The 26020-nt window shown below is 36.5% G+C and carries 23 protein-coding genes; 10 read left to right on the top strand and 13 right to left on the bottom strand.

The window, feature by feature from the left end; translation table 11 throughout:
- Positions 1–186 precede the first annotated feature (186 nt).
- Both ACK3CR_RS24480 and ACK3CR_RS24475 read left to right on the top strand, forming a co-directional pair.
- Positions 187–1815: a PucR family transcriptional regulator gene (locus ACK3CR_RS24480; RefSeq protein WP_488976240.1), complete on the top strand. Its 1629-nt coding sequence runs from the start codon at positions 187–189 to the stop codon at positions 1813–1815.
- A gap of 233 nt (positions 1816–2048) precedes the next feature.
- Complete coding sequence (locus ACK3CR_RS24475) at positions 2049–3437, top strand: NCS1 family transporter (protein WP_488976239.1); 1389 nt, start codon at positions 2049–2051, stop codon at positions 3435–3437.
- A gap of 49 nt (positions 3438–3486) precedes the next feature.
- On the opposite strand, the gene ACK3CR_RS24470 is transcribed toward ACK3CR_RS24475, so the two are convergent.
- Together ACK3CR_RS24470 and ACK3CR_RS24465 are read right to left on the bottom strand one after the other, a co-directional pair.
- The gene (locus ACK3CR_RS24470; protein ID WP_243515437.1) at positions 3487–4524 is read right to left on the bottom strand and encodes a polysaccharide pyruvyl transferase family protein; all 1038 of its coding nucleotides are present in this window, start codon (positions 4522–4524) and stop codon (positions 3487–3489) included.
- Between the two features lie 142 nt (positions 4525–4666).
- A complete protein-coding gene (locus tag ACK3CR_RS24465; protein ID WP_488976238.1) occupies positions 4667–6022 on the bottom strand; it encodes a cation:dicarboxylate symporter family transporter in 1356 nt (451 codons plus the stop codon).
- Between the two features lie 325 nt (positions 6023–6347).
- Here ACK3CR_RS24465 and ACK3CR_RS24460 point away from each other — a divergent pair, with 325 nt between their 5' ends.
- Positions 6348–6665: a winged helix-turn-helix transcriptional regulator gene (locus tag ACK3CR_RS24460; RefSeq protein WP_019390786.1), complete on the top strand. Its 318-nt coding sequence runs from the start codon at positions 6348–6350 to the stop codon at positions 6663–6665.
- Positions 6666–6767: 102 nt separating this feature from the next.
- A complete protein-coding gene (locus ACK3CR_RS24455; RefSeq protein WP_243515440.1) occupies positions 6768–7403 on the top strand; it encodes an FMN-dependent NADH-azoreductase in 636 nt (211 codons plus the stop codon).
- Between the two features lie 49 nt (positions 7404–7452).
- Here ACK3CR_RS24455 and gdh read toward each other — a convergent pair whose 3' ends face one another.
- Together gdh and ACK3CR_RS24445 are read right to left on the bottom strand one after the other, a co-directional pair.
- Complete coding sequence (gdh, locus tag ACK3CR_RS24450; protein WP_040060818.1) at positions 7453–8238, bottom strand: glucose 1-dehydrogenase; 786 nt, start codon at positions 8236–8238, stop codon at positions 7453–7455.
- A 52-nt stretch (positions 8239–8290) separates the two neighbouring features.
- The gene (locus ACK3CR_RS24445) at positions 8291–9142 is read right to left on the bottom strand and encodes a GRP family sugar transporter (protein WP_019390783.1); all 852 of its coding nucleotides are present in this window, start codon (positions 9140–9142) and stop codon (positions 8291–8293) included.
- Between the two features lie 550 nt (positions 9143–9692).
- Between ACK3CR_RS24445 and ACK3CR_RS24440 the strand changes: the two genes are divergently transcribed.
- Positions 9693–10328 carry an FMN-dependent NADH-azoreductase gene (locus ACK3CR_RS24440; RefSeq protein WP_488976237.1) on the top strand — a complete coding sequence of 212 codons (636 nt, stop codon included), beginning with the start codon at positions 9693–9695 and terminating at the stop codon, positions 10326–10328.
- A 51-nt stretch (positions 10329–10379) separates the two neighbouring features.
- On the opposite strand, the gene ACK3CR_RS24435 is transcribed toward ACK3CR_RS24440, so the two are convergent.
- Positions 10380–11027, bottom strand: a complete 648-nt coding sequence (locus ACK3CR_RS24435; protein ID WP_243515445.1) for a Bax inhibitor-1/YccA family protein — start codon at positions 11025–11027, stop codon at positions 10380–10382.
- A gap of 441 nt (positions 11028–11468) precedes the next feature.
- On the opposite strand from ACK3CR_RS24435, the gene ACK3CR_RS24430 reads away from it, so the two are divergent.
- A complete protein-coding gene (locus ACK3CR_RS24430; protein ID WP_488976236.1) occupies positions 11469–12605 on the top strand; it encodes an acyltransferase family protein in 1137 nt (378 codons plus the stop codon).
- 65 nt (positions 12606–12670) lie between these two features.
- Here ACK3CR_RS24430 and ACK3CR_RS24425 read toward each other — a convergent pair whose 3' ends face one another.
- Both ACK3CR_RS24425 and ACK3CR_RS24420 read right to left on the bottom strand, forming a co-directional pair.
- Positions 12671–14005: a gluconate:H+ symporter gene (locus ACK3CR_RS24425; protein WP_243515451.1), complete on the bottom strand. Its 1335-nt coding sequence runs from the start codon at positions 14003–14005 to the stop codon at positions 12671–12673.
- 277 nt (positions 14006–14282) lie between these two features.
- Positions 14283–14579: a hypothetical protein gene (locus tag ACK3CR_RS24420; RefSeq protein ID WP_243515453.1), complete on the bottom strand. Its 297-nt coding sequence runs from the start codon at positions 14577–14579 to the stop codon at positions 14283–14285.
- Positions 14580–14756: 177 nt separating this feature from the next.
- Between ACK3CR_RS24420 and ACK3CR_RS24415 the strand changes: the two genes are divergently transcribed.
- The 4 genes from ACK3CR_RS24415 (at position 14757) to ACK3CR_RS24400 (ending at position 18474) form a co-directional block, all read left to right on the top strand.
- Positions 14757–15212, top strand: a complete 456-nt coding sequence (locus ACK3CR_RS24415; RefSeq protein WP_430240177.1) for a hypothetical protein — start codon at positions 14757–14759, stop codon at positions 15210–15212.
- Positions 15213–15223: 11 nt separating this feature from the next.
- A complete protein-coding gene (locus tag ACK3CR_RS24410; RefSeq protein ID WP_488976235.1) occupies positions 15224–15544 on the top strand; it encodes a DUF2653 family protein in 321 nt (106 codons plus the stop codon).
- 807 nt (positions 15545–16351) lie between these two features.
- Entirely contained in the window at positions 16352–17842 is a 1491-nt protein-coding gene (locus tag ACK3CR_RS24405) for an FAD-dependent oxidoreductase (protein WP_410914386.1), read from the top strand.
- Positions 17843–17874: 32 nt separating this feature from the next.
- Positions 17875–18474, top strand: coding sequence for a TetR/AcrR family transcriptional regulator (locus tag ACK3CR_RS24400; RefSeq protein ID WP_243520990.1), 600 nt, complete (start codon positions 17875–17877; stop codon positions 18472–18474).
- A 184-nt stretch (positions 18475–18658) separates the two neighbouring features.
- On the opposite strand, the gene rlmD is transcribed toward ACK3CR_RS24400, so the two are convergent.
- The 6 genes from rlmD to ACK3CR_RS24370 form a co-directional block, all read right to left on the bottom strand.
- Positions 18659–20035, bottom strand: coding sequence for a 23S rRNA (uracil(1939)-C(5))-methyltransferase RlmD (rlmD, locus tag ACK3CR_RS24395; protein WP_243515463.1), 1377 nt, complete (start codon positions 20033–20035; stop codon positions 18659–18661).
- Positions 20036–20038: 3 nt separating this feature from the next.
- A complete protein-coding gene (locus ACK3CR_RS24390; RefSeq protein ID WP_243515465.1) occupies positions 20039–21001 on the bottom strand; it encodes a diacylglycerol kinase in 963 nt (320 codons plus the stop codon).
- A gap of 356 nt (positions 21002–21357) precedes the next feature.
- The gene (gatB, locus tag ACK3CR_RS24385; protein WP_243515467.1) at positions 21358–22788 is read right to left on the bottom strand and encodes an Asp-tRNA(Asn)/Glu-tRNA(Gln) amidotransferase subunit GatB; all 1431 of its coding nucleotides are present in this window, start codon (positions 22786–22788) and stop codon (positions 21358–21360) included.
- A gap of 14 nt (positions 22789–22802) precedes the next feature.
- Positions 22803–24260, bottom strand: a complete 1458-nt coding sequence (gene gatA, locus ACK3CR_RS24380) for an Asp-tRNA(Asn)/Glu-tRNA(Gln) amidotransferase subunit GatA (protein ID WP_328123825.1) — start codon at positions 24258–24260, stop codon at positions 22803–22805.
- 17 nt (positions 24261–24277) lie between these two features.
- The gene (gatC, locus tag ACK3CR_RS24375) at positions 24278–24568 is read right to left on the bottom strand and encodes an Asp-tRNA(Asn)/Glu-tRNA(Gln) amidotransferase subunit GatC (protein WP_040060835.1); all 291 of its coding nucleotides are present in this window, start codon (positions 24566–24568) and stop codon (positions 24278–24280) included.
- Positions 24569–24812: 244 nt separating this feature from the next.
- Positions 24813–25997 carry a CamS family sex pheromone protein gene (locus ACK3CR_RS24370; RefSeq protein WP_243515473.1) on the bottom strand — a complete coding sequence of 395 codons (1185 nt, stop codon included), beginning with the start codon at positions 25995–25997 and terminating at the stop codon, positions 24813–24815.
- Between the last annotated feature and the right edge of the window lie 23 nt (positions 25998–26020).

Raw genomic sequence — 26020 nt, 5'->3', positions numbered from 1 at the left:
TACTTATATTCCATTCGTTACTTTTCCTAACATTGTTTGTAATATATATTGATTTTAAAATAGATACCTGCTAAAATCATTGACATAATTGTAGAATATTCAGTCGTTTCTTTATGCATATTAACTAAAATCTTATCTTTCTTGTCCTAAACTTTTAAATATCCTACAAAAGGAGAACTGAGTTTTATGAAATTAAGCAAATTATTAGAGTTATCAGTATTTGAAGGCACGATTATACGAGCTGGAAAGAAGAATATAGATTATGAGGTAAATACCGTTAACATGATGGATGCCCCTGATATTATCCATTTTCTCAAAAAAGATGAACTCCTTATTACAACTGCTTTTCATTTTAAGGATGACCTTCACTCTCTTATTACACTTATTGAGGAGATGAAAAAGAAAGGTTGCTCAGGTTTAGGAATTAAAACAAAGCGTTTCTTACAAGAAATCCCACTACAAGCCATTGAATTAGCTCAACAGCTCAACTTTCCGCTTTTGGAACTTCCTATGCATACTTCACTAGGAGATATTGTTCATAAGTCTCTAAATTATATACTTGATATTCGTACAACTGAACTTCGAAATGCAATGATGACGCACCAGCAGTTTACAAATCAAATTATGAGTGGACAAAACGTACATAAAATTTTGCAAAGTTTATCATCACTCATTCATTTTCAGGTTGTTTTACTAAATCACCATTTACAACCTATTACAAATTCAAACCATGATTCTTCTATCTATGAAAAATTAGAAACTATTTTAGTTGAGAACGATATTTTTCAACACACGCCTTTCACTTTTTCACTTCTTGGTGCAGATAAAATTACGCTAACTCTTTTTCCTGTCCATACACACAAGCAATACAGCTACTTATGTGTTTTTGGGGAGATCCATCCAACAGATCGTTCTACTGTTCTTACAATTGAACAAGCTATTAATGTTATAGCTTTTGAGCTAATGAAAGAAAATGCCTTAAAACAAAACGAACGCCGCCTTCACAACGAGTTTTTTAACAATTTTATTAATGGAAGCTTTACAACATCACAAGAAATCCTTAGCCGAGGAAAAGAATTTGGATTAGAAAATGAGCAACGCTATGTTTGTGCAGTAGGAAAAACAATTGAACGTCATAAAGAAACTTCATTTTCACAACACAGACAAGATTATGAGCTTATTTATGACACAATCGAAGCTGAATTACAGCGCTTTTCTCAGACCGTTCATTTTTTCACAGTAAATGGAGCTTATGTTTTACTTTTTCCTTTAAAGAGCAAACAAGTTCAGATGGATCAGTTTATTCTCGATTTACTGAGAAAACTTCAAGTTAAGGTCTCAACCCGTTTCAAAAAAGACCTTTGTTTTGGACTTAGCAATTATGCTCAACAGCTTTTACATGTTCCTATTTCATACAAAGAAGCAAATGACACACTATATTATGGACAGCTATCAGGACAAGAAGGCTTTATTGAGACATATCAACCGAAAGAAGTTCCTGAAATTTTGCGCATGGTTCCATATGAGCAATTAAAAAAATTCTACAGTGATACATTTCAGCCTTTTTTTGACGGAGCGAAAAAAGATCATGACGTCTTACTCCACACCCTTTCTGTTTATTTGGAAACTCATTGTCAACTTTCTGAAACAGCAAAGCGTTTATATGTACACAGAAATACTGTGATTTATCGCCTTGAAAAATGTGAAGAACTTATAGGAAGAAGCTTGAAAGAGCCTGACGAAACACTCCGTTTGCGTCTCGCCTTTCGAATTAAAGCATTGATTCAAGGTCAAGGAGAAACCATTCATGTATAGACACTATAATATATACAGCCAAACATTCTAGTAAGAGATGTTTGGCTTTTTCACGCTTTCTTTTCTACTAAAATAATTTGTCATATTGCACAAAACATTTTCAGAAAATTCACAAATATGTCAATGACATCTCTTTTTTCATCTTATAAACTTTATACATGTCAATTTTCTTAACGTCTAAAGTCAAAACAATTAACTACATAGAGAACTTTATGAAAAGGAGCTGAATAATAGTGTCTACAAATTTAGCAAATCCAGTCGTAGAAGAACAAAGTACAAAAGACACCCTGAAGATTGATGAGTCACTTCTTCCAAAAAAGGAACGACCTGTTAGTCCTCTATCTTATATGTTCATGTGGATTGGTGACGGAGTAAATCTTGGTAATATGACGCTCGGTGCAAGCTTAGTTGTAGCAGGAACGGCGACACTCAACATCTTCCAAACATTTGTGGCAGCAGCCATTGCAATTGGGATTATCTCCACCTTTTTCACTTTGAACGATCGATTCGGCTATAAAACAGGCATTCCTTATGTCATGCAGCTTCGAATGTCATTTGGAGTAAAAGGTTCCATCATTTCTTCTCTCTTGAGAGGAATTCCAGCTATTATTTGGTACGGATTTCAAAGCTGGATTGGTGGTACTGCGCTCAATGAAATTGTAAAAGCCTTGACAGGGGGAACTGTTGATAATATTGTAGTATGTTTTATTGCCCTACAACTTCTACAAATTGTTCTCTCTCTTTACGGATTTCATGCCATTAAATGGGTTGAAACACTCGCCTCTATTGTCATTATGCTTGCTCTCCTCTATGTATTTAGTATCCTTCTCACTTCTTACAAAGATGTGATTACAGAAAAGTGGGTTCATACAGAAGGAACATGGGGACTTCCATTTTTCGCTTTTATTATGGTTTTCCTCGGTAACTACGCAGCAATTTTCTTAAGCGCTGGTGACTACTCTCGAGAGTTAAAAACAGGTATAAGCAATAAGAAACGTGGTTTGTTATATTTCTCTCCTATTACTATTGCTTATGGTTTTGTACTAACAATTGGCGTTATGCTTGCTTCAGCAACTGGTATTTCAAATCCAGTTAAAGCTTTTGCCGTTGTTGTAGACAATCCTTATATTACTGTTGGGGTATCTGCTTTTATTGTGATTGGAGCTGTAGCAGTTAATATGGTTGCAAATATTGTTCCGCCAACATACGTGATTACTTTGTTAACGAAAATGAAGTACAAAGCAGCTGTTATTGTAACTGGATTGCTTGCACTTTGTTCATTTCCATGGGTTCTTGTTCAAGATTCTTCTGCAAACGGACTCAATTTGTTTGTTCTCATCTATTCAGCATTCCTGGGTCCTATCGTTTCTATTCTTTTAGTAGAGTATTATATATTAAGAAAACAAAAAGTAAATGTTGATGATTTATATAAAAAAGATGGACCGTTTTCAGGTGTTAATCCATGTGCTTTAATTGCAATGCTAGCAGGGGCTTTAGCAGCCTTCATAGAAGTTGATCTCGGATGGATTATCGGTGTTGTTGTCGGAGGCAGTTCATACCTTCTTCTTATGAAGTTCACCTTCAAAAATTCTAAATTCAAAAAAGGTACTATTTTTGAGTAAATTAAAAAAGCGTGAGGAGTTCTTTCCTCACGCTTTCTTATGCAGCTTTTTATTTTTTAAAATAGGCGCGTAAAGGTCTAAAATCTTCTTTTAAGTCAATGTCATTTGGCTCTGCTTGGAGTAGACGATCAATCATTTCTTCGAGTTTATTAATATCTTTTTGATCTGTATACTCAATAAAATTCAATGCTTCAAGCCAGTCTCGATAAGAGTGTTTCGCTTTTCCATAGCTGTTACCAAATACAACACAAGGTGTTTTTGTAATAATGGAGAAGATCATTGCATGCAGACGATCTGTAACAATTAACTCGCTTGATCCGATGCGATTTAGCATCTTCATAAATTGATCTTCTCGGTCCTTGTAATCAATAACATCAATATCGTGTAGCACTGTATCTGTACGCCCAGTACGTTTCCCTTTTTCCTGTTCTATCCACTCTCTTAACTCAGAAATAAACTTCTCTTCTGTTACCTTTTCTTTATCTTCTCTTAGAATAAAGAGAACTCCTTCTCGCTCAAGCTCTTGAGGCTCAATATCTAATGATAATACCATATCAGGTGTATACATCACTTCAGAATCAAATGTATCTTTCACATATTCAAGCGTCTGCTGTTCTCTCGTTCCAATTGTTAAATGACGATTTTGATGATAAGCATCTTGGGTTTTCTTTTTCTCCTTATCTCCTTCCTCTGTTTCTTCAAAGTAAACAGATTGGGCAAAGGAGAGCGTCTTGTAATCTTTGAAAGTTGAAATTACTTTTCTTCGATCTTCCTCAATATCGAGATACAAGTTTCCAAGATTTCCGCCACCTGTAAAACAAACAATGTCATCTTCACTAATAATTTCTTTTACAATTTTGATTCCTTCATCTGTTGCATAGTCCATAATTTCAATATACTCATAGTAAGGGTAGTGATTTCTTATAAATTTCTCTTCTGAATAAGCAATTGCTTGGTCTCCTATATTTGTATAACTTGGAGAACCAAAGAGAAAGACTTTTCGTTTATCGTTTGTAAAAGCTTCTGGGCTTACATTTGGCCCGACCCCTTTTGGTAATTCCTTATTTAGAATTGTTTGTTTGCTCATTGTTATGGTCCTCCTTCATTTTTCTAGGTTTAAGTCGATACCTTTCCTATACCCTTGAAAAAAATAAAATATACCTCTGCATACTCACCAAGTTTATCCAAAATAAAAAAGATGCCTTGTTTAGAGGCACCTTTTTTATTGTTTATGATACAGTTTTGCTAGATGTTGTGACTTCATCAAAATCCTCTTCTATCTCCACATTTTTTGGTTCGTACACAAGCTCACCTTCAAGCATTGCTCGTGCCTGCTCTTTATCAAGCAACTTCTCCCAGCTTGAGATAATAAACGTAGCTACAGCATAACCAATAATGTTAACTGTTGTTCGATAGTTTCCCATAAAACGATCTGGCGCTAGCATCAGGGCAACAGCGGCAACTGGGATAGATCCCATCGCAGCGGCTGTTGCAGAAAGGGCAACAAAAGCAGATCCCGGAATTCCAGCCATTCCTTTAGAAGTTAAAAGTAAGATCCCTAACATAAGTAGCTGCTCTCCAAGACTTAAGTCAACTCCTGTTGCTTGAGCTAAAAAGACAAGGGCGATAGATAAGTAAATTGAAGCCCCATCCAAATTAAAAGAGTAACCTGTTGGAACAACTAAGCCAACTACAGCCTTATTACATCCTGCTTGTTCAAATTTATCCATCAACTGTGGCATAACGGCTTCTGTGGATCCTGTCGCAAAAGCAAGTAAAATCTCTTCTTTTATATATACAATGATTTTCCACAAACTGAGTCCAATCATTATCCGAACAATAACAGCTAATACTAGAATAAATAAAAGACAAGCAACTGTCATCGCAACAAACAGTTTGCCGAATGAAGCAAGTGTCCCAATCCCGTATTGACTTACTGCAAATGCCATTGCACTAAAGGTTGCTAGTGCTGTTAGTTTAATAATATAACTCATAATTTTGAAGAGAACGTTGTTTATTTTTTCTAGTACATCAAGCAAAACTTCCGACGTTTTCCCCCCAATATGCACAAGAGCAATTCCAAACAAACATGAAATTAATAGAACCTGAAGCATAGAGTTATTCGCAAAAGCTCCAACAGCACTATCTGGAATCATATTCAGAAAAAACTCACCTTCACTCGGCAGATCTGAACCGTTTGTTTTCTCTTCAACAGTTGCTGTACTTAATGTTGAAGGATCTACATTCATTGTTGAACCTGGATTCATCATGTTTGCTACAACAACCCCAATAATTAAAGCAAACGTTGTAACAACCTCAAAGTAGAGAAGTGTCTTCCCTCCGATTCTTCCAACGGTTTTGATGTTGCCTACTTTTGCAATCCCGACAACAACTACCCCAAAAATGAGTGGCGCAATAATCATTTTAATAAGCTTAATAAATCCCTCTCCAACTGGTTGAAGAGCACCCCCAACGCTTGGCCACAGATACCCAACAACTGTTCCTAAAATAATAGCAACAACAATTTGAAAGAAGATCCCTTTATAAAAAGGTTCTTTCTTTATCTCTTTCTTCGTTTCCCCCATTATATTTCCCCTTCCCCTAATCTACATATAATTGAATATTCCGATAAATAACTTTAAGTTACATCTCATGTTATATTAATTAACATTGTAATATAGGAGAAAGAGAACGTCATTGTACTTATTAACCAAAAGTTTCATTCTGCTTTGGAACATCTATGAAAACTTTAAAATGAGTTTCGAACAGAGTACATTCCTTTCTAATGATATTTACTGTTATGAAACTTTACTAATTACCTCATACTAAAAAAATCTATTTCATTCGGTTTTTTGTTACAATAAGTACATAAGTAATCCTTTGTCGAATTCAGGTAAGGAGGCTAAACGAGTGACAGAGAATAGAGAATTGCATCCAAAGGTAGAGAAGAGCTTTGAATTAATCGGGAAAAGATGGACAGGACTTATTATTTATGTTCTAATGAGCGGTCCTAAAAGATTTAGTGAATTAAGCGAAACTATTCCAGACTTAAGTCGACGTATGTTAACAGAGCGAATTAAAGAGCTTGAAGAGCACGGAATTGTTGTTCGCAACGTAATTCCAGATCGCCCTATTCGTTCAGAGTATTCCCTAACTCAAAAAGGAACTGAATTAGGAAAAATTCTTGGTCCTATTAGTCAATGGGCTGAGAGCTGGGTTAAAGATTAAAAAAGAAGAAATAGAAAACATTCTCTGTTCGCGGAAGGAAATCCCCCACGAGCCAGGCTGAACATCATTGCGTTTGATCGCAAGGAAAGGTAGGAAAAATGTATGGCAAATGTTTTATATATTACAGCACATCCATTACAAGCAGATGCATCACTTAGCATGGCAGTTGGCCAAGAATTTATTGAAACATATAAGAAAGAAAATCCATGTGATGAAGTGGTTCATTTAGATTTATATAAAGCGGATATTCCATATTTAGATGCTGACGTTTTTAGCGGTTGGGAAAAGCTTCGAGCTGGTAACTCATTTGAGAAACTAGAGACAAATGAAAGATTAAAAGTTGGAAGACTAGCTGAGTTAGGCGGGCAGTTTCTATTAGCAGATAAATATGTGTTTGTAACACCAATGTGGAACTTCTCTATTCCAGCAATTATGAAAACATATATTGATGCAATTGCCGTTTCAGGCAAAACATTTAAATATACACGAGACGGAGCTAAAGGGCTTCTAAAAGGAAAGAAAGCTGTACATATTCAAGCACGCGGAGGCATCTATTCTGAAGGTCCTGATGTTCATAAGGAGATGGGACATCGCTATCTTGAAGTAATGATGGATTTCTTTGGGATTGAGTCGTTTGAAACAATTGCAATTGAAGGACAAATGATCCACCCTGAAGAAACGGATAAGATAAAAGCAAAAGCTATTGGTCAAGCTAAAGATTTAGCACATCACTTTTAAATAAAAAAATCCCCTTTAGGTATTTCGCCTAAAGGGGGTTTTTTATTTATTAACCTCTACCAGCTTGGAAAGAAGGATATTTTGTCATACCACCGTCAGCAAATAGCGTAATTCCTGTTACATAGCTTGCTTGAGAAGAAGCTAAGAATGCTGCAACATTCGCTACTTCTTTAGGATCTCCAATGTAACCCATTGGAATCATGCTCTCAACGTCTGCACGCTGCTCAGGATCTGCAAATTTCTCAGCATTAATTGGTGTGTTCATTGCACCTGGTCCAATGTTGTTGACACGAATGCCTTTTGGAGCATATTCAAGTGCTAGTGTTTCAGTCATTAGCTTCATACCGCCTTTACTTGCTGCATAATGAACAAATAGTGGCCAAGGAATCATTTCATGAACGCTAGACATGTTGATTACATTTCCTTTAATATCGTTTTCTACAAAGTATTTAAGAGCTTCACGGCTACCAAGGAATGCTCCTGTTAAGTTTGTATCAATAACTTTATTCCAGTTATCTAATGTAAGCTCATGAGATGGAACAGGATTTTCAACACCTGCGTTGTTAATCATTACATCCAATGTACCGAATTCTTTTACAGCTGTTTGAACAAGATTAATAACATCTTCTTCTTTTGTTACGTCACCTTGAACAATGATTGCTTTTCCACCTGCTTCTTCAACTTCTTTTTTTGCTTCTAACGCTTCTTCTTCATTATTCCAATAGTTGATAACAACGCGAGCTTCTTCTTCTCCGAAACGAACAGCCATTGCTCGTCCTAATCCAGTAGATCCACCTGTAATAACGACAACTTTATCTTTTAAATCTGTATACATTATACTTCCTCCTTAAAAATGCTAACTTTATAATTTAACCTTCACGTTAACGTTAACTCTTAGCCATTCCTAAGAATACGCCACCTAAAATAATAAGAATAATACCGATTGTAATAAACACAAGCTGACGTTTTGATTTCTTTTCTCCTAAGAGGAAAATACCGCCTAGTGTTGAGATTACAATTCCCATTTGTGATAGTGAGAAGCTTGTAGCAACTCCAACTTTTGGCTGTGAAATAAATAAGAACATATTTCCTGCAGCCCAAATGAGCCCTGGAATAATATTGCGAATCGCATATTTATTAAATGGTTTATGTTTATACGTTAAAATGAGTCCACCAATAAACATCCCAATTGCTTGGGGAAATAGAGCTACCCATCCATCAACATTAAACAAACGCGCCACAACAACATAAATTAAATACCCGATAGTAGAAATAATAAGGGTAACAATCCCTTTTTTGAACTGAGCATTTTGATTGTCATCTTTCTTATCTTCCACTGAGGTAAGTACAATCCCAATAACGATGAAAATTAATGCTAACACACCTAAAATAACGGTCGTTGTTGTTGACCACTCGTGAAATACAATGACGCCAAATAAAGCAGTTGATACAAGCTGCATACCTGTTGAAATTGGCATTGTTTTTGAAACACCAATATAATCAATAGTTTTCAACTGGTTGCTTTGTCCAAGTGCCCAAAACAATCCTGAAACGATTCCAACTATGAAAATCGTTGGGGTCAACACTGGATGAACAACGAGATAGATAACAACAGAAAATAAAAGTGCACCGATTGTTGTTCCTAGTGTCTGACTATATGGACCTCCGCCTAATTTAACATTAAATAAGACGATACTCCCCCAAAAGATTGCTGGCAGAATAGCCAAGAGGATATCCATTTGATCCTAACCTTCTTTCTTAAATAAAAAGATTTAAGTGCTTAACTTTTGTAAGCAACACCACGTTACTAATAGTAACTTAAATTAAATAAAGGAGTCAATCATTTTGTTTAACTTACTTAATTATTAACTTAGTGTGGAAACCTTTTCTTTCTTCTTCTCTTTTCACCTTAAACCTTTAGAAATAAGTATTGGTAGCGATTACGTATAAATGGTCATTTTTAGAGTGAAATTTTTTTATTTTACGGCTTTAGAATTGGATAATATAGCGTTATCATGGGATATATTGCAACGTTAAGAAAATTTCATTTTTTCATTTCACTTTCAAAACTATTCCTTATTTACAAAAGTGAAATGTTTCACAAATTAAAATTTTTATCTTCTTTCATAACCTCCCTTCTTCTTTCTATATATAGAATTATGTTAGTGTAAATCAAAATGATTGACTAAAATAAGTACACAGGTTACTATTAGTAACAAGGTTAACTTTTTGAAACTAACAATACTTTCGCGAGTATACATTTTAAAAATAGAAAGGTGTCGATTCATAATGACAAAAGTATTATATATTACTGCACATCCACATGATGAGCAAACATCTTACAGCATGGCAGCAGGTCAAGCATTTCTTGAGAGCTATAAAGAAAATAATCCAAGTGATGAAATTGTTCATATTGACTTGTATAAAGAAAACATCCCACACATTGATGCTGATATTTTCAGCGGATGGGGCAAACTTCGTTCAGGAAGTGAATTCACTGAGCTTTCTGAAGTAGAACAACAAAAAGTAAGTCGTCTTGCAGAACTGAACGAACAGTTTATTTCAGCTGATAAATATGTATTTGTTACACCACTGTGGAACTTCTCGTTCCCACCAGTGATGAAAGCATACTTAGATTCTGTAGCTGTTGCAGGGAAATCATTCAAATATACAGAGCAAGGTCCTGTTGGCTTACTAACAGACAAAAAAGCCCTTCATATCCAAGCACGTGGCGGCTACTATTCAGAAGGTCCTGCAGCAGACTTAGAAATGGGTCATCGTTACATCGGTATTATGATGAACTTCTTCGGCGTTCCATCATTTGAAGGTCTATTTATTGAAGGACATAATGCAGAGCCAAGCAAAACTGAAGAGATTAAAGCAGATGGCATTAAACGCGCAACAGAGTTAGGAAAACAATTCTAATTTTAAATTACAAAAAAGAGCGAGACTGCTCAAACAGTCTCGCTCTTTTTCTTAATCATCGCTACCAAGAATACCGAAGAAGCGAAGTAAATTAATAAACAAGTTAATGAAATCTAAGTATAGAGATAAAGCAAGTAATGGCACGTCTGCTTGTGTAATCTGCATTCTCTTCATTTGGTTAAAATCATATAGAACATAAAGAGAAAATACAATTGTTCCAATAACAGATAAAGCCATTAAAGAACCTGATGTAAGTCCTCCTGTAAATAAACCAAATAGACTTACAAAAATCATTGATAGAACAGCAACTAATAAGAATGAAGATAAAAATGATAAATCTTTTTTCATTTTCGATCCAATCACAGCCATTACTAAGAAAATACCGAATGTAGAACCAAACGCCTGCAAAACAACGTTCGCTCCACTCATTGATACATAATAGCTTACAATTGGATATGTTGTAATCCCTGAAATCGCTGCAAAAGCATACACAAAAGCATAGCCAACACGGCTTTTTCTTCTTAACCAAAAAGCTGCAATAAGCATCACAACTTCAGCAACTGCAAGCGGCAGCATTAATGCAGCAGGCACGAATTGCCCTATGTATAATCCAACTGTTGCAATGAGCAGTGTTAATACAAATGTAGATAAGACCTTTTGAAATAGAGGTCTTTCTTGTACTGATACGTCTTTTAACACTCTAATCCCTCCTCTTTTTCCTATATTATATTTTCTATTCCATAATTTCCATCTTTTTTTGAAAAATCAGTTCTATGTCCCTGATTAGTAAAGAATGACAAATGATAATTTTAAAGGTTGAGCCCTCTTGCATTGTTTTTCTTCATCCATCTTTTCTAAAGAAAGTTTTTACTATACGGGTAACTTTCAAAAAAAAGAGTCAAAAAGCAAATATTTGAATTTCTGTAGAAGGGATATTGTTCTCTCGATAGCTATGTTATCGTGGTAACATACTGCTGTTCTATTTTCTGTTATAGTTTCTATCATAGCTAAAGCTTATTTTAATCAAATAGTATAAGCCATACTCTCTCTAACACCCTATCCATATATATCCATTGCGAAGAAATCAGACAATGTTTATAATTCTAAGTGTTTTATAACAGACTCGAAAAGGAGGGCACTATGAATAAAAACGATAGGGATTTAGCCCTAGCATCAAGTACATCAGTACCAAACGTGGAGCCAAGCCCTAAAAAAAAGAGAAAAGTTTTAAATGAAATTACGATTATAAGAGCCTTAGCATGTCTAAGCATTGTAATGCTCCATTCAACAACATTTACAGTCAACTATGCGCAAGAAGGAATACTTGTTACAACATTAGCAACAATACTTTGTTTTGGTACTCCAACTTTCGTTTTCATATCTGGATTAATTTTAGCTTATTCATATCCTAACAATCTTCCCAAAGGATTCTATTGGAAAAGAATTAAATTAATTTTATTTCCATTCATTTTTATGGCAATCTTCTATGCTGTATTCTCAGGACGTGCCGTACCTGAACAAATTCCAAGCTTGATTTGGAATAACCTCACAGGTGGATATCATGGCTGGTTTGTATTAGTTATCTTTCAATTTTATGTTTTACATCATTTATTTACAAAATTCTTTTACAAACTACCAGCTGCGCTTGTTTTAAGCGTTTCGCTAATTATTAACGTAGCTTATTTGTCTATCTTCAACTTTATACAACCTACTTCCCACACACCTTTTACAAGTTATCTGTGGAGCGGTGGATACTATATCCCATTTGTAGCTTGGTTATTTTATTTCTCTTTGTCATATTATTGTGGAAAAAACTTTATGACTTTTGTAGAAAGCTTAAAAAGATTCAAAGCGCTGATTTTCTTTTTCTTAATCGTTTCATTAGGTGTGCTTATATATAATAATGTGAATGAATATTTCGCTGTAGGATCGAAACGTATTGATATTATTTTCTTTACCGTTATGATGATTCTGTTCCTACTCCTTGTATGCCAAAGCCTTAAGAAGACGCCGAAAATTTTAACGATTGTCAGCCAATATTCGTTCGGTATCTATCTTGCTCATTGGTTCTATCTTACAATTATTCAAGACTTCATTGCTTCACAAGGATGGGAGCTCGGTTACATGCAAATTCCACTCTTGTTCATTTCAGCTCTTATAAGCTGTATTATTACGATTAATATTCTAAATCGTTTTCCATTTGGTAAATATATGATCGGGAAAGTTAATCGTAAGAAACAAACCCCTGTTAAAAAAGAGACCGTTGTTACTGGTTAATGATGTTTAATAAGAAAAGCTTGCTTTATCGAGTGATAAAGCAAGCTTTTTTGTTTTGGGCTTTATTAGAGAAACATGCCAAGCAATAGAACACAGGATAGACCTGTTACAGAAAGAACTGTTGTGAGTAAACTCCATGTTTGAAATGTCTCTTTCATACTTAAGCCAAAGTACTCTTTTACCATCCAAAACCCAGCATCGTTCACATGACAAAAAATAACGCTGCCCGCTCCTGTTGCTAATACAATTAAAGCGGGATTAACCGCGCTTGCCGCCATAAGAGGAGCTACTAATCCTGCTGTTGTTAAAGCTGCTACTGTTGCAGATCCTAAACATAGCCTTAAAAGAGCTGCAATCATCCAAGCAACTAAAAGCGGAGACAGATTTGTATCTTGAAATAAAGAAGCTATATAGTCTCCAACTCCCCCGTCTACTAGAACTTGCTTGAATGCCCCTCCTCCCCCAATAATAAGAAGCATCATTGCAATTTGAGAAATAGATTTTGATAAAGAATCTCCGATATCTGCCATCGGGATTTTCCTTGCATATCCCATTGTATAAATCGCAAGTAATAGAGAAATTAACATGGCTGTTCCAGGCATTCCAATAAATTCAACAATCTCTTTTATTTTAGATTCTTCGCGAAATAATAGAGACATAACGGTCGCAATCGCCATAAAAATAACAGGAAATAAGGAAGTTAAAACACTAATGCCGAATCCAGGGGTATCCTTAAGCTTAAACTCTTTACGAGGACCTAATGCTGTTAAATTCCCGCTTCTTTTATAAGCATTTGGAAATACCTTCATCGCAAATTTATTAAACAATGGGCCTGCTACAATTGTGGTTGGGATACCAATAATGATACCTAATAAAAGAACTTGCCCAATGTTTGCTCCATATGCAAGTGAGATAGCTGTTGGAGCTGGATGTGGAGGTAGGAATCCGTGTGTTACATTCAATGCTGCTGCCATTGGAATCCCCAGGTATAAGAAAGGAACCTTCAGCTCTTTTGCAATCGCATAAATGATAGGAATCAACAAAACAAGACCAACTTCAAAAAATAGAGCAATTCCAATAATGAAAGAAGAGACTACAACTGCAAACTGAATTCTCTTTCGTCCAAACATATTGATAAGTGTAATCGCAATACGATAACCACCACCTGCATCTGACACAAGCTTACCAAGCATTGCCCCTAACCCAAATACTAATGCTAAATGCCCTAGTTGACCGCCAATCCCCGCTTCAATTGAAAGCACAATCTTATCGAGTTCCATTCCAAGACCAATCGCAACTAAAAAGGAAACAACAACAAGTGAAACAAACGTATTTAGCTTTACTTTCATAATTAAAAATAAAAGAATAAGAACTCCTATTGCTACAATCAAAATTGGCATCTTCTTCTCCCCTTAACTATTATTATGTTTTATAAAAACCTCAAAAATTTAAAACCAACTCCCTTCTAGTTAAGAGTATAATTGAATGCGCTTTCATTCATGTTCTCTTTTCTTCCTTTTACCGGAAAATGACCAATAAAATAATATAAAGTATTATAGCATCTCTTGATTAAGTTATGGTTATTTTTTGATAATATATTTCTTTTTTATTTTTATGTGCAAACAATAAAAAAAGCAAGGTAGACATGCTACCTTGCTTTTTTTTAGTCTTTTTATCTTATTTTTTCTGTTTTTCTAGTTCTTCCAGTTCCATATGTGTTTGGGGAAAGCCGTTTGCTACCCAATCTGATTTTAAAGCTGAATCATATTGAGTAAGTCCTTCTTCATCTCTTGCTTTGTCCGCATCCACACTTTCTACTTGATCAATCTTTTTACTGTTTCTCATATCTGTATCTGGACGTACTTTAAAAGATGCTTTTCTTTTCTTTGTATATGCAGCAACCGCTAGTGCTGCACCGCCTGTTGAAATAAGTGTACCAAGTACCACTTTCTTTTTCTTCGATTTCGTCATCATATTTATTCCCTCCAGTTTTGATATTTTCTCTCTTATTATTTGTTGTACCCGTTTTTTGAATTTTAAAAAGTTTCATTTGTGTAACAAATGAGTTTTCCGTTAAAAAGCATTAGACGGGCATTTTATTATTTCATGTAGTAAAATATATATATTACTAACAAAGAGGTGCAAAGGATTTTGAAAAAAGTTTTATCAATCTTTACGCTTATGATGGTGGTAGCTGCTATGGTTCTTCCACATGCAGCAGAAGCAAGAGGTTACAGCAGTGGGGCACGAAGCCATTCATATAGCACACCAAGCTCTAGCTATTCATCTAAGAGTACGAGTGGTTACTCTTCTAATAGAAGCTATTCTGGTGGAACATCTACGAAGAAAGACAATTCACAAACATCTACAAACTCAACTCAAAAAAATTCAAACACAACAGCAAACAATAAAAAATCTTCAACAGCTAAGAAAATTGCTTCTTATGCCGGTGCATTTGGGGTCGGTGCTTTATTAGGAAGCATGTTCCATCCATTTGGCGGGGCAGGAACTGGATTCTCAATGTTCGGTCTGCTGTTAGATATCGTAGTCATCCTTGTTATCGTATGGCTTATTAAAAAAATCTTCACAAGAAGGAAGTCATCATAGAAAGAGGTTAAATGATGGAAATTAAATTTAACGAACAAAACGTACACGACAGTGTTTGCGAATATATAGCGTATCATGAAAAAAACGTTTCTCCTTACGAGGTGTCTGTTGAATTATGTACAGACGACTTTGAAGAATTCTATGCTCTTGTAGAATTTGGAGGATATGGAAAAACAATTTATACAAAAGAATTAATTGAAGCTATTCACTTGAACCTTGTTGATAAACATAACTTTGACCGTACTATGTTAAAAACAGAAGTTACGTTTGCAGAAGGTGAAGGGATTATTGCTTTTGTGAAGGTTGAGAAGGGCATTAGTTTGGTTAAGTAATAGGGTATATATAAGCCAAGCATTCAAAATTGAATGTTTGGTTTTTTGTTTAAGGTATAGAGAATAGTTATTATAAAATTAACTGTGCTACATACTCCCCGTGTATTGTGTGTTAGTCCCTAAATTAGACTACTACAAATAACGGATTCATAAATTTATAATGAATCGTTACCTCACTATTATCATTCACTTTAATTATCTCGACTAAACGATGTAATATCTCTACATTCAAATCCCCAAATATCAGAATTCTCTTAGCAACTCTAAAAAGCTTCTGCAACTGTTTACGATGTGTTCGTTACAATTGTTTTTCAAGCTTAATATCTCTAACCCTAACGAATTAATTTTCTCTTGATTAGGGCTTGTAATATCCCTATATTCACGTTGAGTAATTACCTCATTAGCAAGTAGCTTTAAAAGTTTTCTATTTTCATTCTTAAGCTTATCAAATTCTCTTTACTTTTGTATAAACTTCTTCTCCATCTCTACTTTAGTCTTTTGTGTGTTTTTTTATTCTATCAAAGAGGCTCTCTTTATCAATGCTTGCATGTGCAATTATCTTAAACTGCTCCATTTTAACCGTATTTCTTGTACAAGCACATTTACCAAGTTTAATATATCATCCACCCTTCTTGATTTCACTTATATCAAAAAGAAGTACCACAATCTAATTAAGTTTTTGTTGACATTTTATATAGTACAATTTATTCTTTTATTGAATGAACCATTCATTCTAAGATTTTTTTTTCGTTAGAAGCTAATTTATTATTAACAGTTTTACAAATGAGTATATTGGGGGCTATAATGATGATCAAAACAGGGGTATCATTTAAAAAAGGCAATTGGGAAAAAGCAATTGTAATTGGTGGAGGAATGGCTGGACTACTCTCTGCAAGAGTACTTTCTGATTATTATGCAGAAGTGCTTATCGTAGAAAAAGATGATCTACCTGTGAAACCGGAAATTCGTGCAGGTACTCCTCAAGCTTTTCACCCACATCGATTTACACCTCGAGGTAAAATGATAATAGAACGACTCTTCCCTGGATTTAATGATGAATTATTAAATCGCGGCGCTCCATCTACGCAGAATAAAATGATTCACCAGACCAATCAATATGGATCCCTTGTAATGCCCAATACAGAAAACGATGCAACATTCAGCAGAGCTCTGCTTGAGTGGGTGTGCCGTCAGCGTGTGAAAAAGATTTCAAATGTTCAGTTTCTTACAAAGGTTGACGTAACCGGCTTACTAACAACATCAGATCAAACAGTTGTAACAGGTGTCCATATACGAGAGCGAGAACAACTAGAGCAGCAGAAAACGCTTGGTGCTGACCTAGTAATTGACACTAGTGGCCGTTCCTCTAAATTGGCAAAATGGCTACAAAACCTCGGATTTGATGTACCAAATCCTGATATCCTTAAAGTCTCACTTGGTTACAGTACTCGCCATTACAAAATCCCCTCTCATTTGTCAGTAAAATGGGATGTCATTCGAATTGCAGGAGATGCTTCCAATAGGAGTTTAACTGGTGTATTTTCCACAATTGAGAATAACATAGCTGAAACAGTACTTTATAGTCCTGGCGGGCATTATCCATCCACTAATGTCGCTGAGTATGAACAAGAGATTGCAAAGCTGGCTGATCCATTGATAGCAGAAGTGCTGCAAGAGCTTGAACCGATTACAGTTCCTAGAAGTTATAGAGTTACTGAATTATTCCGTCATCACTTTGAAGAAATGGAGCAATGGCCAACAGGATTATTGGTTTTAGGAGATGCTTTCTGCAATTTTGACCCGATTTTCGGCCAAGGAATTACAATGGCTGCAATAGAAGCAGAAATGTTAGAATCCTGCTTGCGTGAACAAAGAAATTATCCCTCGCCTTATTTCGAACGTAACATGCTTCAAAAAATGAATGAAATTGTTGAACCTGCTTGGTGGTTGAATTGTGTTGCTGATCTACCATGGAAAGGAGTATCATATGTAGGAACACCGCTGAAGGGGATTGAATTTGCCCAGAAATACTTTGAATTGTATATTAAACATGCCACTACCAAACGTAATTTTGAACTATATGGTTTGTATTGGGCGGTGAATACTTTACTTTTACCACTAGATAAAATAATAAATTCGCAAATACTAGCAGCCATTCTTGCTTCTGAAGAAACATCTTCTGAAAGCAAAGAATTGCTCTGTGAACTCTCAAAGGCATGTGGTCAGACACTTGATGAACAATTGTCTCAGCTTATCCCTCCCTTTCCCTCAACAGCTTATGAGCATTTGAATGCTTAATAATAATGAAAATAATCTAGGAGTGAAACATCATTGCACCTTTAAACGAAGAACAGTTGCAGCAAATTCGTGATGAAAGAAAAGAACAAATTATAGAAGCAGCCCTTAGGGTCTTTGCTCGACGAGGAATTATTGGCACGAAAATGAGTATGATCGCTAGTGAAGCTGGAATAAGTGCTGGGCTTCTCTACCGCTATTTTAATTCCAAAGACGAACTATTTACTACACTCGTTCAGCAAGCAATAGACGAATCTATTGCTGGAATCAAGAGTATCTATCAACTACCTGGAACTCCATTAGATAAAATAAAAACTTTAACCGCTGAGATACTCAATGAAGGTTCCCAATTTTATTTCATGTTGATGCATCACGCTCGTACGTCAGATGAAGTACCCATAACTGCTAAAAAGCTTATTGAGGATAATACAATGAAGACTTACATCGACATATTGGAACCCCTATTCATTGAAGGACAGAAGAAAGGGGAAATTGCAGAAGATAATCCTAGTGAACTGATATCATGCTATTTATCACTTCTTTCCGGACTAATGACGGTGAATATTCAGGGAGATGAAAATTATCAGATACCAAAAGTCGACTTATTATTAAGATTTATAGTAAGACCCTCTTAACATTGAAAAGCTCAAGGGGCTAGTCTTTCCGCGACAAGCATATGACGATGCGGCTCGATGGATTTTTATCCTTTCGGTTTATCATCTAGGGCCCTGTTGCCTTTGGAGCTGGGAACAAAATCTCTATTTAAAAAGAGCCTTCCGACTTAGGAAAGGCTCTCTCTTTACTGTTATATCCTTTAATCTAATCTTTCCTTACAAGGAGTGCACAGCACTCCACATGCGTCGTATGCGGGAACATATCAACAGGCTGAACCTCAGCTGTCTTATAGCCGCCTCCCTCTAGCACCTGCAAGTCTCTCGCAAGCGTTCCAGGGTTACAAGATACATAGACAACGCGGTTTGGCTTCATGTCGATGATTGTGTTTAATAACGCCTCATCACAGCCTTTACGCGGTGGATCCACAACAAGTGTGTCAGCGCTAATTCCTTTTTTGTACCATGCAGGAATAACTTCTTCTGCTTTCCCTGCTTCAAATTCTGCGTTTGTAATGCCATTTAATTCAGCATTGCGCTTCGCATCTTCAATTGCTTCTGGAACAATTTCAACACCATACACTTTCTTTGCTTTTTGTGCAAGGAATAGAGAGATTGTTCCGATCCCACAGTAAGCATCAATGACTTCTTCTTCTCCTTGCAAGTCAGCGTACTCTAATGCTTTGTCATAAAGCACTTTCGTTTGTGTTGGGTTTACTTGATAAAATGAACGAGCTGAGATGGCAAACTTAATATCACCAATGTTGTCGTAAATATATTCTCCGCCCCAAAGCACGGTTGTTTCGTCGCCCATAATGACGTTTGTTTTCTTGGAGTTCACGTTTTGAACAATTGATTTTAGCTGCGGCAGACACGCTCTTAGTTCTTCGATGACTTTATTTTTGTTTGGAAGCTCTTTTGTACGAGTCACAAGCACAACCATTTGTTCACCAGTAGTCGCACCATAGCGGACCATAACATGGCGAAGCGTCCCTTTATGCTTTGTTTCGTCATAAGCACGAATACCGTACTTTGAACAAATTTCACGGACAGCTTGAACAACGTCATCATTTTGTTCTTGCTGGATCATACATCGTTCAATATCAATAATGTCGTGACTGCGCTGTTTGTAAAAGCCTGCAACAAGTCCGCCTTCACTTTCACCTACAGGTACTTGTGCTTTATTTCGGTAATTCCATGGATCTTCCATTCCAAGTGTTGGGTGTACCGTAACGTCTTTAATATTACCAAGACGAGCAAGCACTTCTTTTACTTGCTTTGTTTTGTAGTCAAGCTGTGCTTCATATTTCATATGCTGAAGCTGACAGCCGCCACACTGTTTGTATACTGGGCAAGGCGGTTCTGTACGGAAGCGGCTTTCTTTCGTTGTTTCCATCATTCTGCCGATCGCAAAGCCTTTTTTCACTTTGATAATCTTCACGTTTCCTTCTTCTTCCGGAAGCGCATTTTGAACAAAAATAGGGAAGCCGTCCACTTTTGCGACGCCTGCTCCTTCATGTGTTAAGTCTTCAAACTTAACTGTAACATATTGATTTTTCTCAACAGGTGGTGTTAGCTTAGCCATTTATTAAACATCCTTCAGTTCATTTTCCATATTCAATTCTTTTTCTTTCTCTCGAATTTCCTGCGCTTTCTCTTTTGGCATATACACATTGATATGACGATACATATTCACAAACTCTCCTGGAAGCAGTCCGCCAAATTCGCCGTCTAAGTTAAGCTGCATTTTCTCTTCTGTACTAATTTTTACTCTGTTCGCTTTTGTATAAATCACATGGGAATCATGCATATGCTCACCTCGTAGTGCAAGGGTCGCAACGCGAATGAACTCCGCTAAGTTGGCTTTCTTTAAAATAAGCAAATCAAATAAGCCGTCATTTAAAGAAGAATCTGGTGCTAATTTTTCAAATCCACCAACAGAGTTTGTAAGCGATACGAGAAAAAGCATAACTTCTCCATCGTACACACGTCCATCATATTCAATTCTTACATTTGTTGGTTTGATGAATGGAAGCATCTCCATTCCTTTTAAATAATAAGCAAGCTGACCAAGCATTGTTTTTGTTTTGCTTGGTACTTCATATGTTAGCTCTGTTAGCTTACCTCCGCCTGCAATGTTAATAAAATAATGGGTGTTGCCTTCATTTGTTACACAGCCAAGGTCAATTGGCATTGCTTCGCCATCTGTAATGGCTTGGCATGCGCCCATAATTGTTCTTGGGATATTTAAAGCACGAGCAAAGTCATTTGTTGTGCCAACAGGAATTACGCCAAGGTTTGGACGGTTCTCTTTTCCAGCCATACCGTTTACAACTTCATTAATTGTTCCATCTCCACCAGCTGCAACGATGAGATCATAGCCGCGTTCAACTGCAACCTCAGCTGCTACTGTTGCATCTCCTGCACATGTTGTTGCATGACAAGATGTCTCATACCCAGCTTGTTCAAAATGCTGAAGCACTTCTGCTAGATTTTTTTTAATTAATTCACGCCCAGATGTTGGGTTATAAATAATTCTTGCACGTTTCATCATACATCATCCCACTAATTAGATTTTTCGTTCTTCTATATACAAAGAGATCTGTTTATGATCGTGTTACTACTATTGTCTCCAATATATCGTAAGTAAAACTTCTCTTCTAAAAGCGTCCTAAATCCCCAAAAGCTTAGTTTAAGCTCTTACTGCCCGTTGACCTTACAATATAAGCCTCAACCGGCAGTAAGATGGGGATGCTCGCCTGTTTCGTTTCCAAACGTTAGTATATCGCGAAAAACTGAACCCTTCAACTCACAAGACATAGTAAAGGATAGAATGTTTCCCAAAAAAAGAAACACAACGGCCACGAGATGGTCGTGACCGTTGCTTTCATTTAAACAAACGTTTGATTAACGTTTTTTGATTTCTTCAAGTAAAATTTTGTTAACCATTGGAGGGTTTGCTTGCCCTTTTGATGCTTTCATAATTTGACCAACAAGGAAGCCGATTGCACGATCTTTCCCATTTTTGAAGTCATCGATGGATTGAGGATTGTTATCAAGCGCGTCTGTTACAAACTTACGAAGTGTTTCTTCATCTGAAATTTGAACAAGACCTTGCTTTTTCACAAACTCATGTGGATCTCCACCGTCTTTGATAATGTGCTGGAATACTTTTTTCGCAATTTTAGAAGAAATAGTTCCTTCTTCAATAAGTTTGATCATACCAGCTAGATTCTTTGGTGTTAGAGCTGTTTCACCAAGCTCTTGGTTGTTTTTGTTAAGGTATGCTGATACTTCACCCATTAGCCAGTTTGATGCTTGTTTTGCATCTGCTTCTTGTGCAATTGTCTCTTCAAAGAAATCAGACATTTCTTTTGTAAGAGTTAACACGTGAGCATCATATGATGGAAGGCCAAGCTCTTTGACATAACGCTCTTGGCGTGCGTCTGGAAGCTCTGGAATGCTTGCGCGAACACTCTCTTTCCACTCATCATCAATATAAAGCTCAACAAGGTCTGGTTCTGGGAAGTAGCGATAATCGTCAGATCCTTCTTTTACACGCATAAGAATTGTTTTCTTTGTTGCTTCATCATAGCGGCGTGTTTCTTGTTCAATTAAGCCACCTGAAAGAAGTACTTGCGCTTGACGCTTTTCTTCGTATTCAAGTCCTTTTTGAACATACGTGAAAGAGTTTAAGTTTTTAAGCTCTGACTTTGTTCCGAATTTCTCCTGACCGTACGGACGAAGTGAAATGTTCGCATCACAGCGAAGAGAACCTTCTTCCATTTTACAGTCTGAAACGCCTGTATATTGGATAATTGATTTTAACTTTTCAAGGTATGCGTATGCTTCTTCTGGTGAACGCATATCTGCTTCAGATACGATTTCAACAAGTGGTGTACCTTGACGGTTAAAGTCAACTAAAGAATAACCGTTGCCTGAGTGAGTTAACTTACCAGCATCTTCTTCAAGGTGAAGACGGTTGATGCGGATACGTTTCTTCTCACCTTTTACTTCAATATCAATCCAGCCGTTCTCACCGATTGGCTTATCAAATTGTGAAATTTGGTATGCTTTCGGGTTATCTGGATAGAAGTAGTTTTTACGATCAAACTTTGTGTCAGTAGCAATTTCACAGTTTAGTGCCATTGCTGCTTTCATCGCAAATTCTACCGCTCTTTTATTTAAAACAGGTAAAACACCTGGATATCCTAAATCAATTACGCTCGTGTTAGCATTTGGCTCAGAGCCGAATGCATTCGGGCTTGCGGAAAAGATTTTAGAATCTGTTTTTAACTCAACGTGTACTTCAAGACCGATAATCGTTTCAAAATTCATCTCTTTTTCACCCCTTACAATGCTGGTTTTTGTTTATGATGATCTGTTGCTTGCTCAAACGCATGTGCAACACGATAAACAGTGCTTTCATCAAAGTGTTTTCCGATAATTTGTAATCCTAGTGGAAGACCGTTAGAAAATCCGCATGGAACAGAGATTCCTGGTACACCTGCAAGGTTCACTGGAATTGTTAAAATATCGTTTGCGTACATTGTTAATGGATCATTTACGTTTTCACCAATTTTGAATGCTGGTGTTGGCGTTGTTGGTCCAACAATAACATCGTACTTTTCAAAAACATCTTCAAAGTCTTTTTTAATTAATGTCCGAACTTGCTGTGCTTTTTTGTAATATGCATCATAGTAACCAGAGCTTAAGGCAAATGTTCCAAGCATAATACGGCGTTTCACTTCATCTCCGAAGCCTTCGCTACGCGTTTGCTTATACATTTCAATTAAGTTCTCTGCATTGTCTGTACGGTGACCATAACGAACCCCATCAAAGCGCGCAAGGTTTGCAGACGCTTCAGAAGACGAAAGCAGGTAGTATGTTGCAAGAGCATATTTAGAATGTGGAAGAGATACTTCTTCCCATGTTGCGCCTTGTGCTTCTAATACTTTTAGAGCATCAAGTACAGATTGACGTACTTCTTCATTTACACCTTCTGCAAGGTATTCTTTTGGTACCGCGATTTTAAGACCTTTTACATCTCCTGTTAGAGAAGAAAGGAAATCTGGTACTTCAACGTTTGCAGATGTTGCATCCATCTTATCAACGCCAGAAATGGCTTGAAGAAGGAAGGCATTGTCTTCTACATTACGTGTAATTGGTCCAATTTGGTCAAGAGATGATGCAAACGCAACAAGACCATAACGAGAAACGCGACCATATGTTGGTTTTAATCCTACAACACCACAAAATGCAGCTGGTTGACGGATAGAACCACCTGTGTCAGAACCAAGTGCAAATGGAACTTCACCAGCTGCAACAGCCGCTGCTGAACCACCGCTTGATCCACCAGGTACGCGATCTAAATCCCAAGGGTTACGCGTAACTTTTAATGCAGAGTTTTCGTTTGAAGACCCCATTGCAAACTCATCCATATTAATTTTCCCGATTGTAACAGACTCAGCTGCACGTAGACGCTCTACAACTGTTGCGTCATAAATCGGATTAAAGTTATCAAGCATTTTACTTCCGCAAGTTGTGCGCAAGCCTTTTGTTACGATATTATCTTTTACTCCAATTGGCATACCAAATAAAAGACCAAACTCGTCTTTTGTGCCAATTGCTTCATCTAATTCTTTTGCATATGCATGTGCTTTTTCTTTATCTAATGTTAGAAATGCCCCAACTTTTTCATCTACTTCGCCAATTCGCTTGTAAGACTCATTAACAAGTTCTTCAACGCGAACTTCTTTCTTATGTAGTAAGCCGTGTAATTCAGACATTTTATGGTCAAACAATGACATAAAAAAAGCCTCCTTCCCTATTCTAAAATTGATGGAACACGAACTTGTCCATCTTGATGATCTGGTGCATTTTTTAACACTTCTTCACGTGGTAACCCTTTTGTTGGTTTATCTTCACGCATTACATTCTTCACTTCAAGAACGTGTGTTGTTGGTTTAACACCTGTTGTATCTAACTCATTCAACTGTTCTGCATATGTAATAATTGCATCCAATTGCTTTGTAAACATTTCTGTTTCTTCTTCAGTAATCGCTAAACGTGCAAGATGTGCAACGTGCTCTACTTGTTCTTTTGAAATTCGTGACATACCTTTCACCTCCACATATTCGAACCGTAACAATATACTGATAATATCAGATTTTATTGTTCTTAAGCAACTAACGTTATAATCCATTTTCCATTTTACCAAAAGGGAAGGAATATTTCTCGTTTTGAGAAAAAAAACATCAATCTCTTCTTGTTTTAAGAGAACGCCTTTTCTTCCATCATGATGGCAAAATATAAAGCTTTTAAACATATAAAAAAGCATCCCCACAGTGGATGCTCCTCTATTACTTGTAAATATGAACGAATGGTTTCTTCTCATCTGGCTCGCGAGAAATAAGAGCTTCTGGTCCTTGAACAGTACTAATGTTAACATTTACTTTCAAATATGAAGGGAAATGTTCCATAACAAGTCCTGCTATATACTGTGTAAAGCCTGTAATCTCTTGTTCACCAAAAAATTGAATTGGAATATCAATTGTCATTTCTTGAAGTTCCCCATTTTGGTAGAATCCTCGTCCAATAATGTTTGTGTAATTCGGGAAATAGTCTTGAATTTCTGCTTTAAAGTTTCCAAACATGTCGCTATCGCTTCGCTCATCTGCTGCTACTGCATTTGATGGGAAAAGATAATATCCTTCATCTACTTTATCCCAACTGCCAAGTTCGCTGCTGCCTTTTTTCGCTGTTGCTTTCGCAAAGTAGCTACCAGGCACAAGTGATGATTTTTCTTCCTGTTCAAAAAGTCCAACTGTAATTGGAACATTTTCTAATCCTTTGATCTTTCTCATCCGCTGAACGATCTCAGCCGCCATTTTTTCTCCTTCTTCCTGAAGTTTTTCACGGCTAATTTTCTTTTCACGCGGATAGCCTTTCTCTTGTGTATAGTAATAAACAGAGTTCATCGCAAGACCAATTGAAACGCCGCCAAGCTTTAATTCATCTCCATCTTTTACTAGATAATCTTGCTCTAGAATATGAGCTAGGTAGATTGGACTTTTTTCACTTTGTTCTGCTGCACTGCCTTCTCCCGTATTAATTGGGTTTAAACCAACATTTTTCACTTTATCTCGCTCTTCTTTATCGTAATCTTTCAGAACATCTTTATACTGTTCTTCTGTCCATTTACGACGAAGCCAAGAGCTGATTGTATCTTCATCAAGATACTGCCCTTCTTGATAATAGTAATCGTCTGTTGAAAACTCATCTTTAGAAAGACGAGTCAAACCTGATTCAAACTCTTTCACATCAAGACGTGTGTTTAAGTTCGATACGGTTAATCCTCTTGATTTACTTTCTTTGAATGGTAGAACACTTTGATATGTGTCATCTGAAATACTATATTTCGAAATGACCGCTTTTTGTTTGTTATCGTCTGTTTTCTGAACCACTTCTTCTTCTTTCGAAAAATCAGGTGCACACGCTGTTGTCACAAGCATGACAGAAAGAGCAAGGAAAACAATTTTCTTCAAACCTTATACACCTCACAAGTCGT

This window comes from Priestia sp. TRM10, assembly GCF_057808375.1.
The sequence above is the reverse complement of the archived record's forward strand: the minus strand, read 5'-3'. Positions and strand labels throughout refer to the sequence as shown.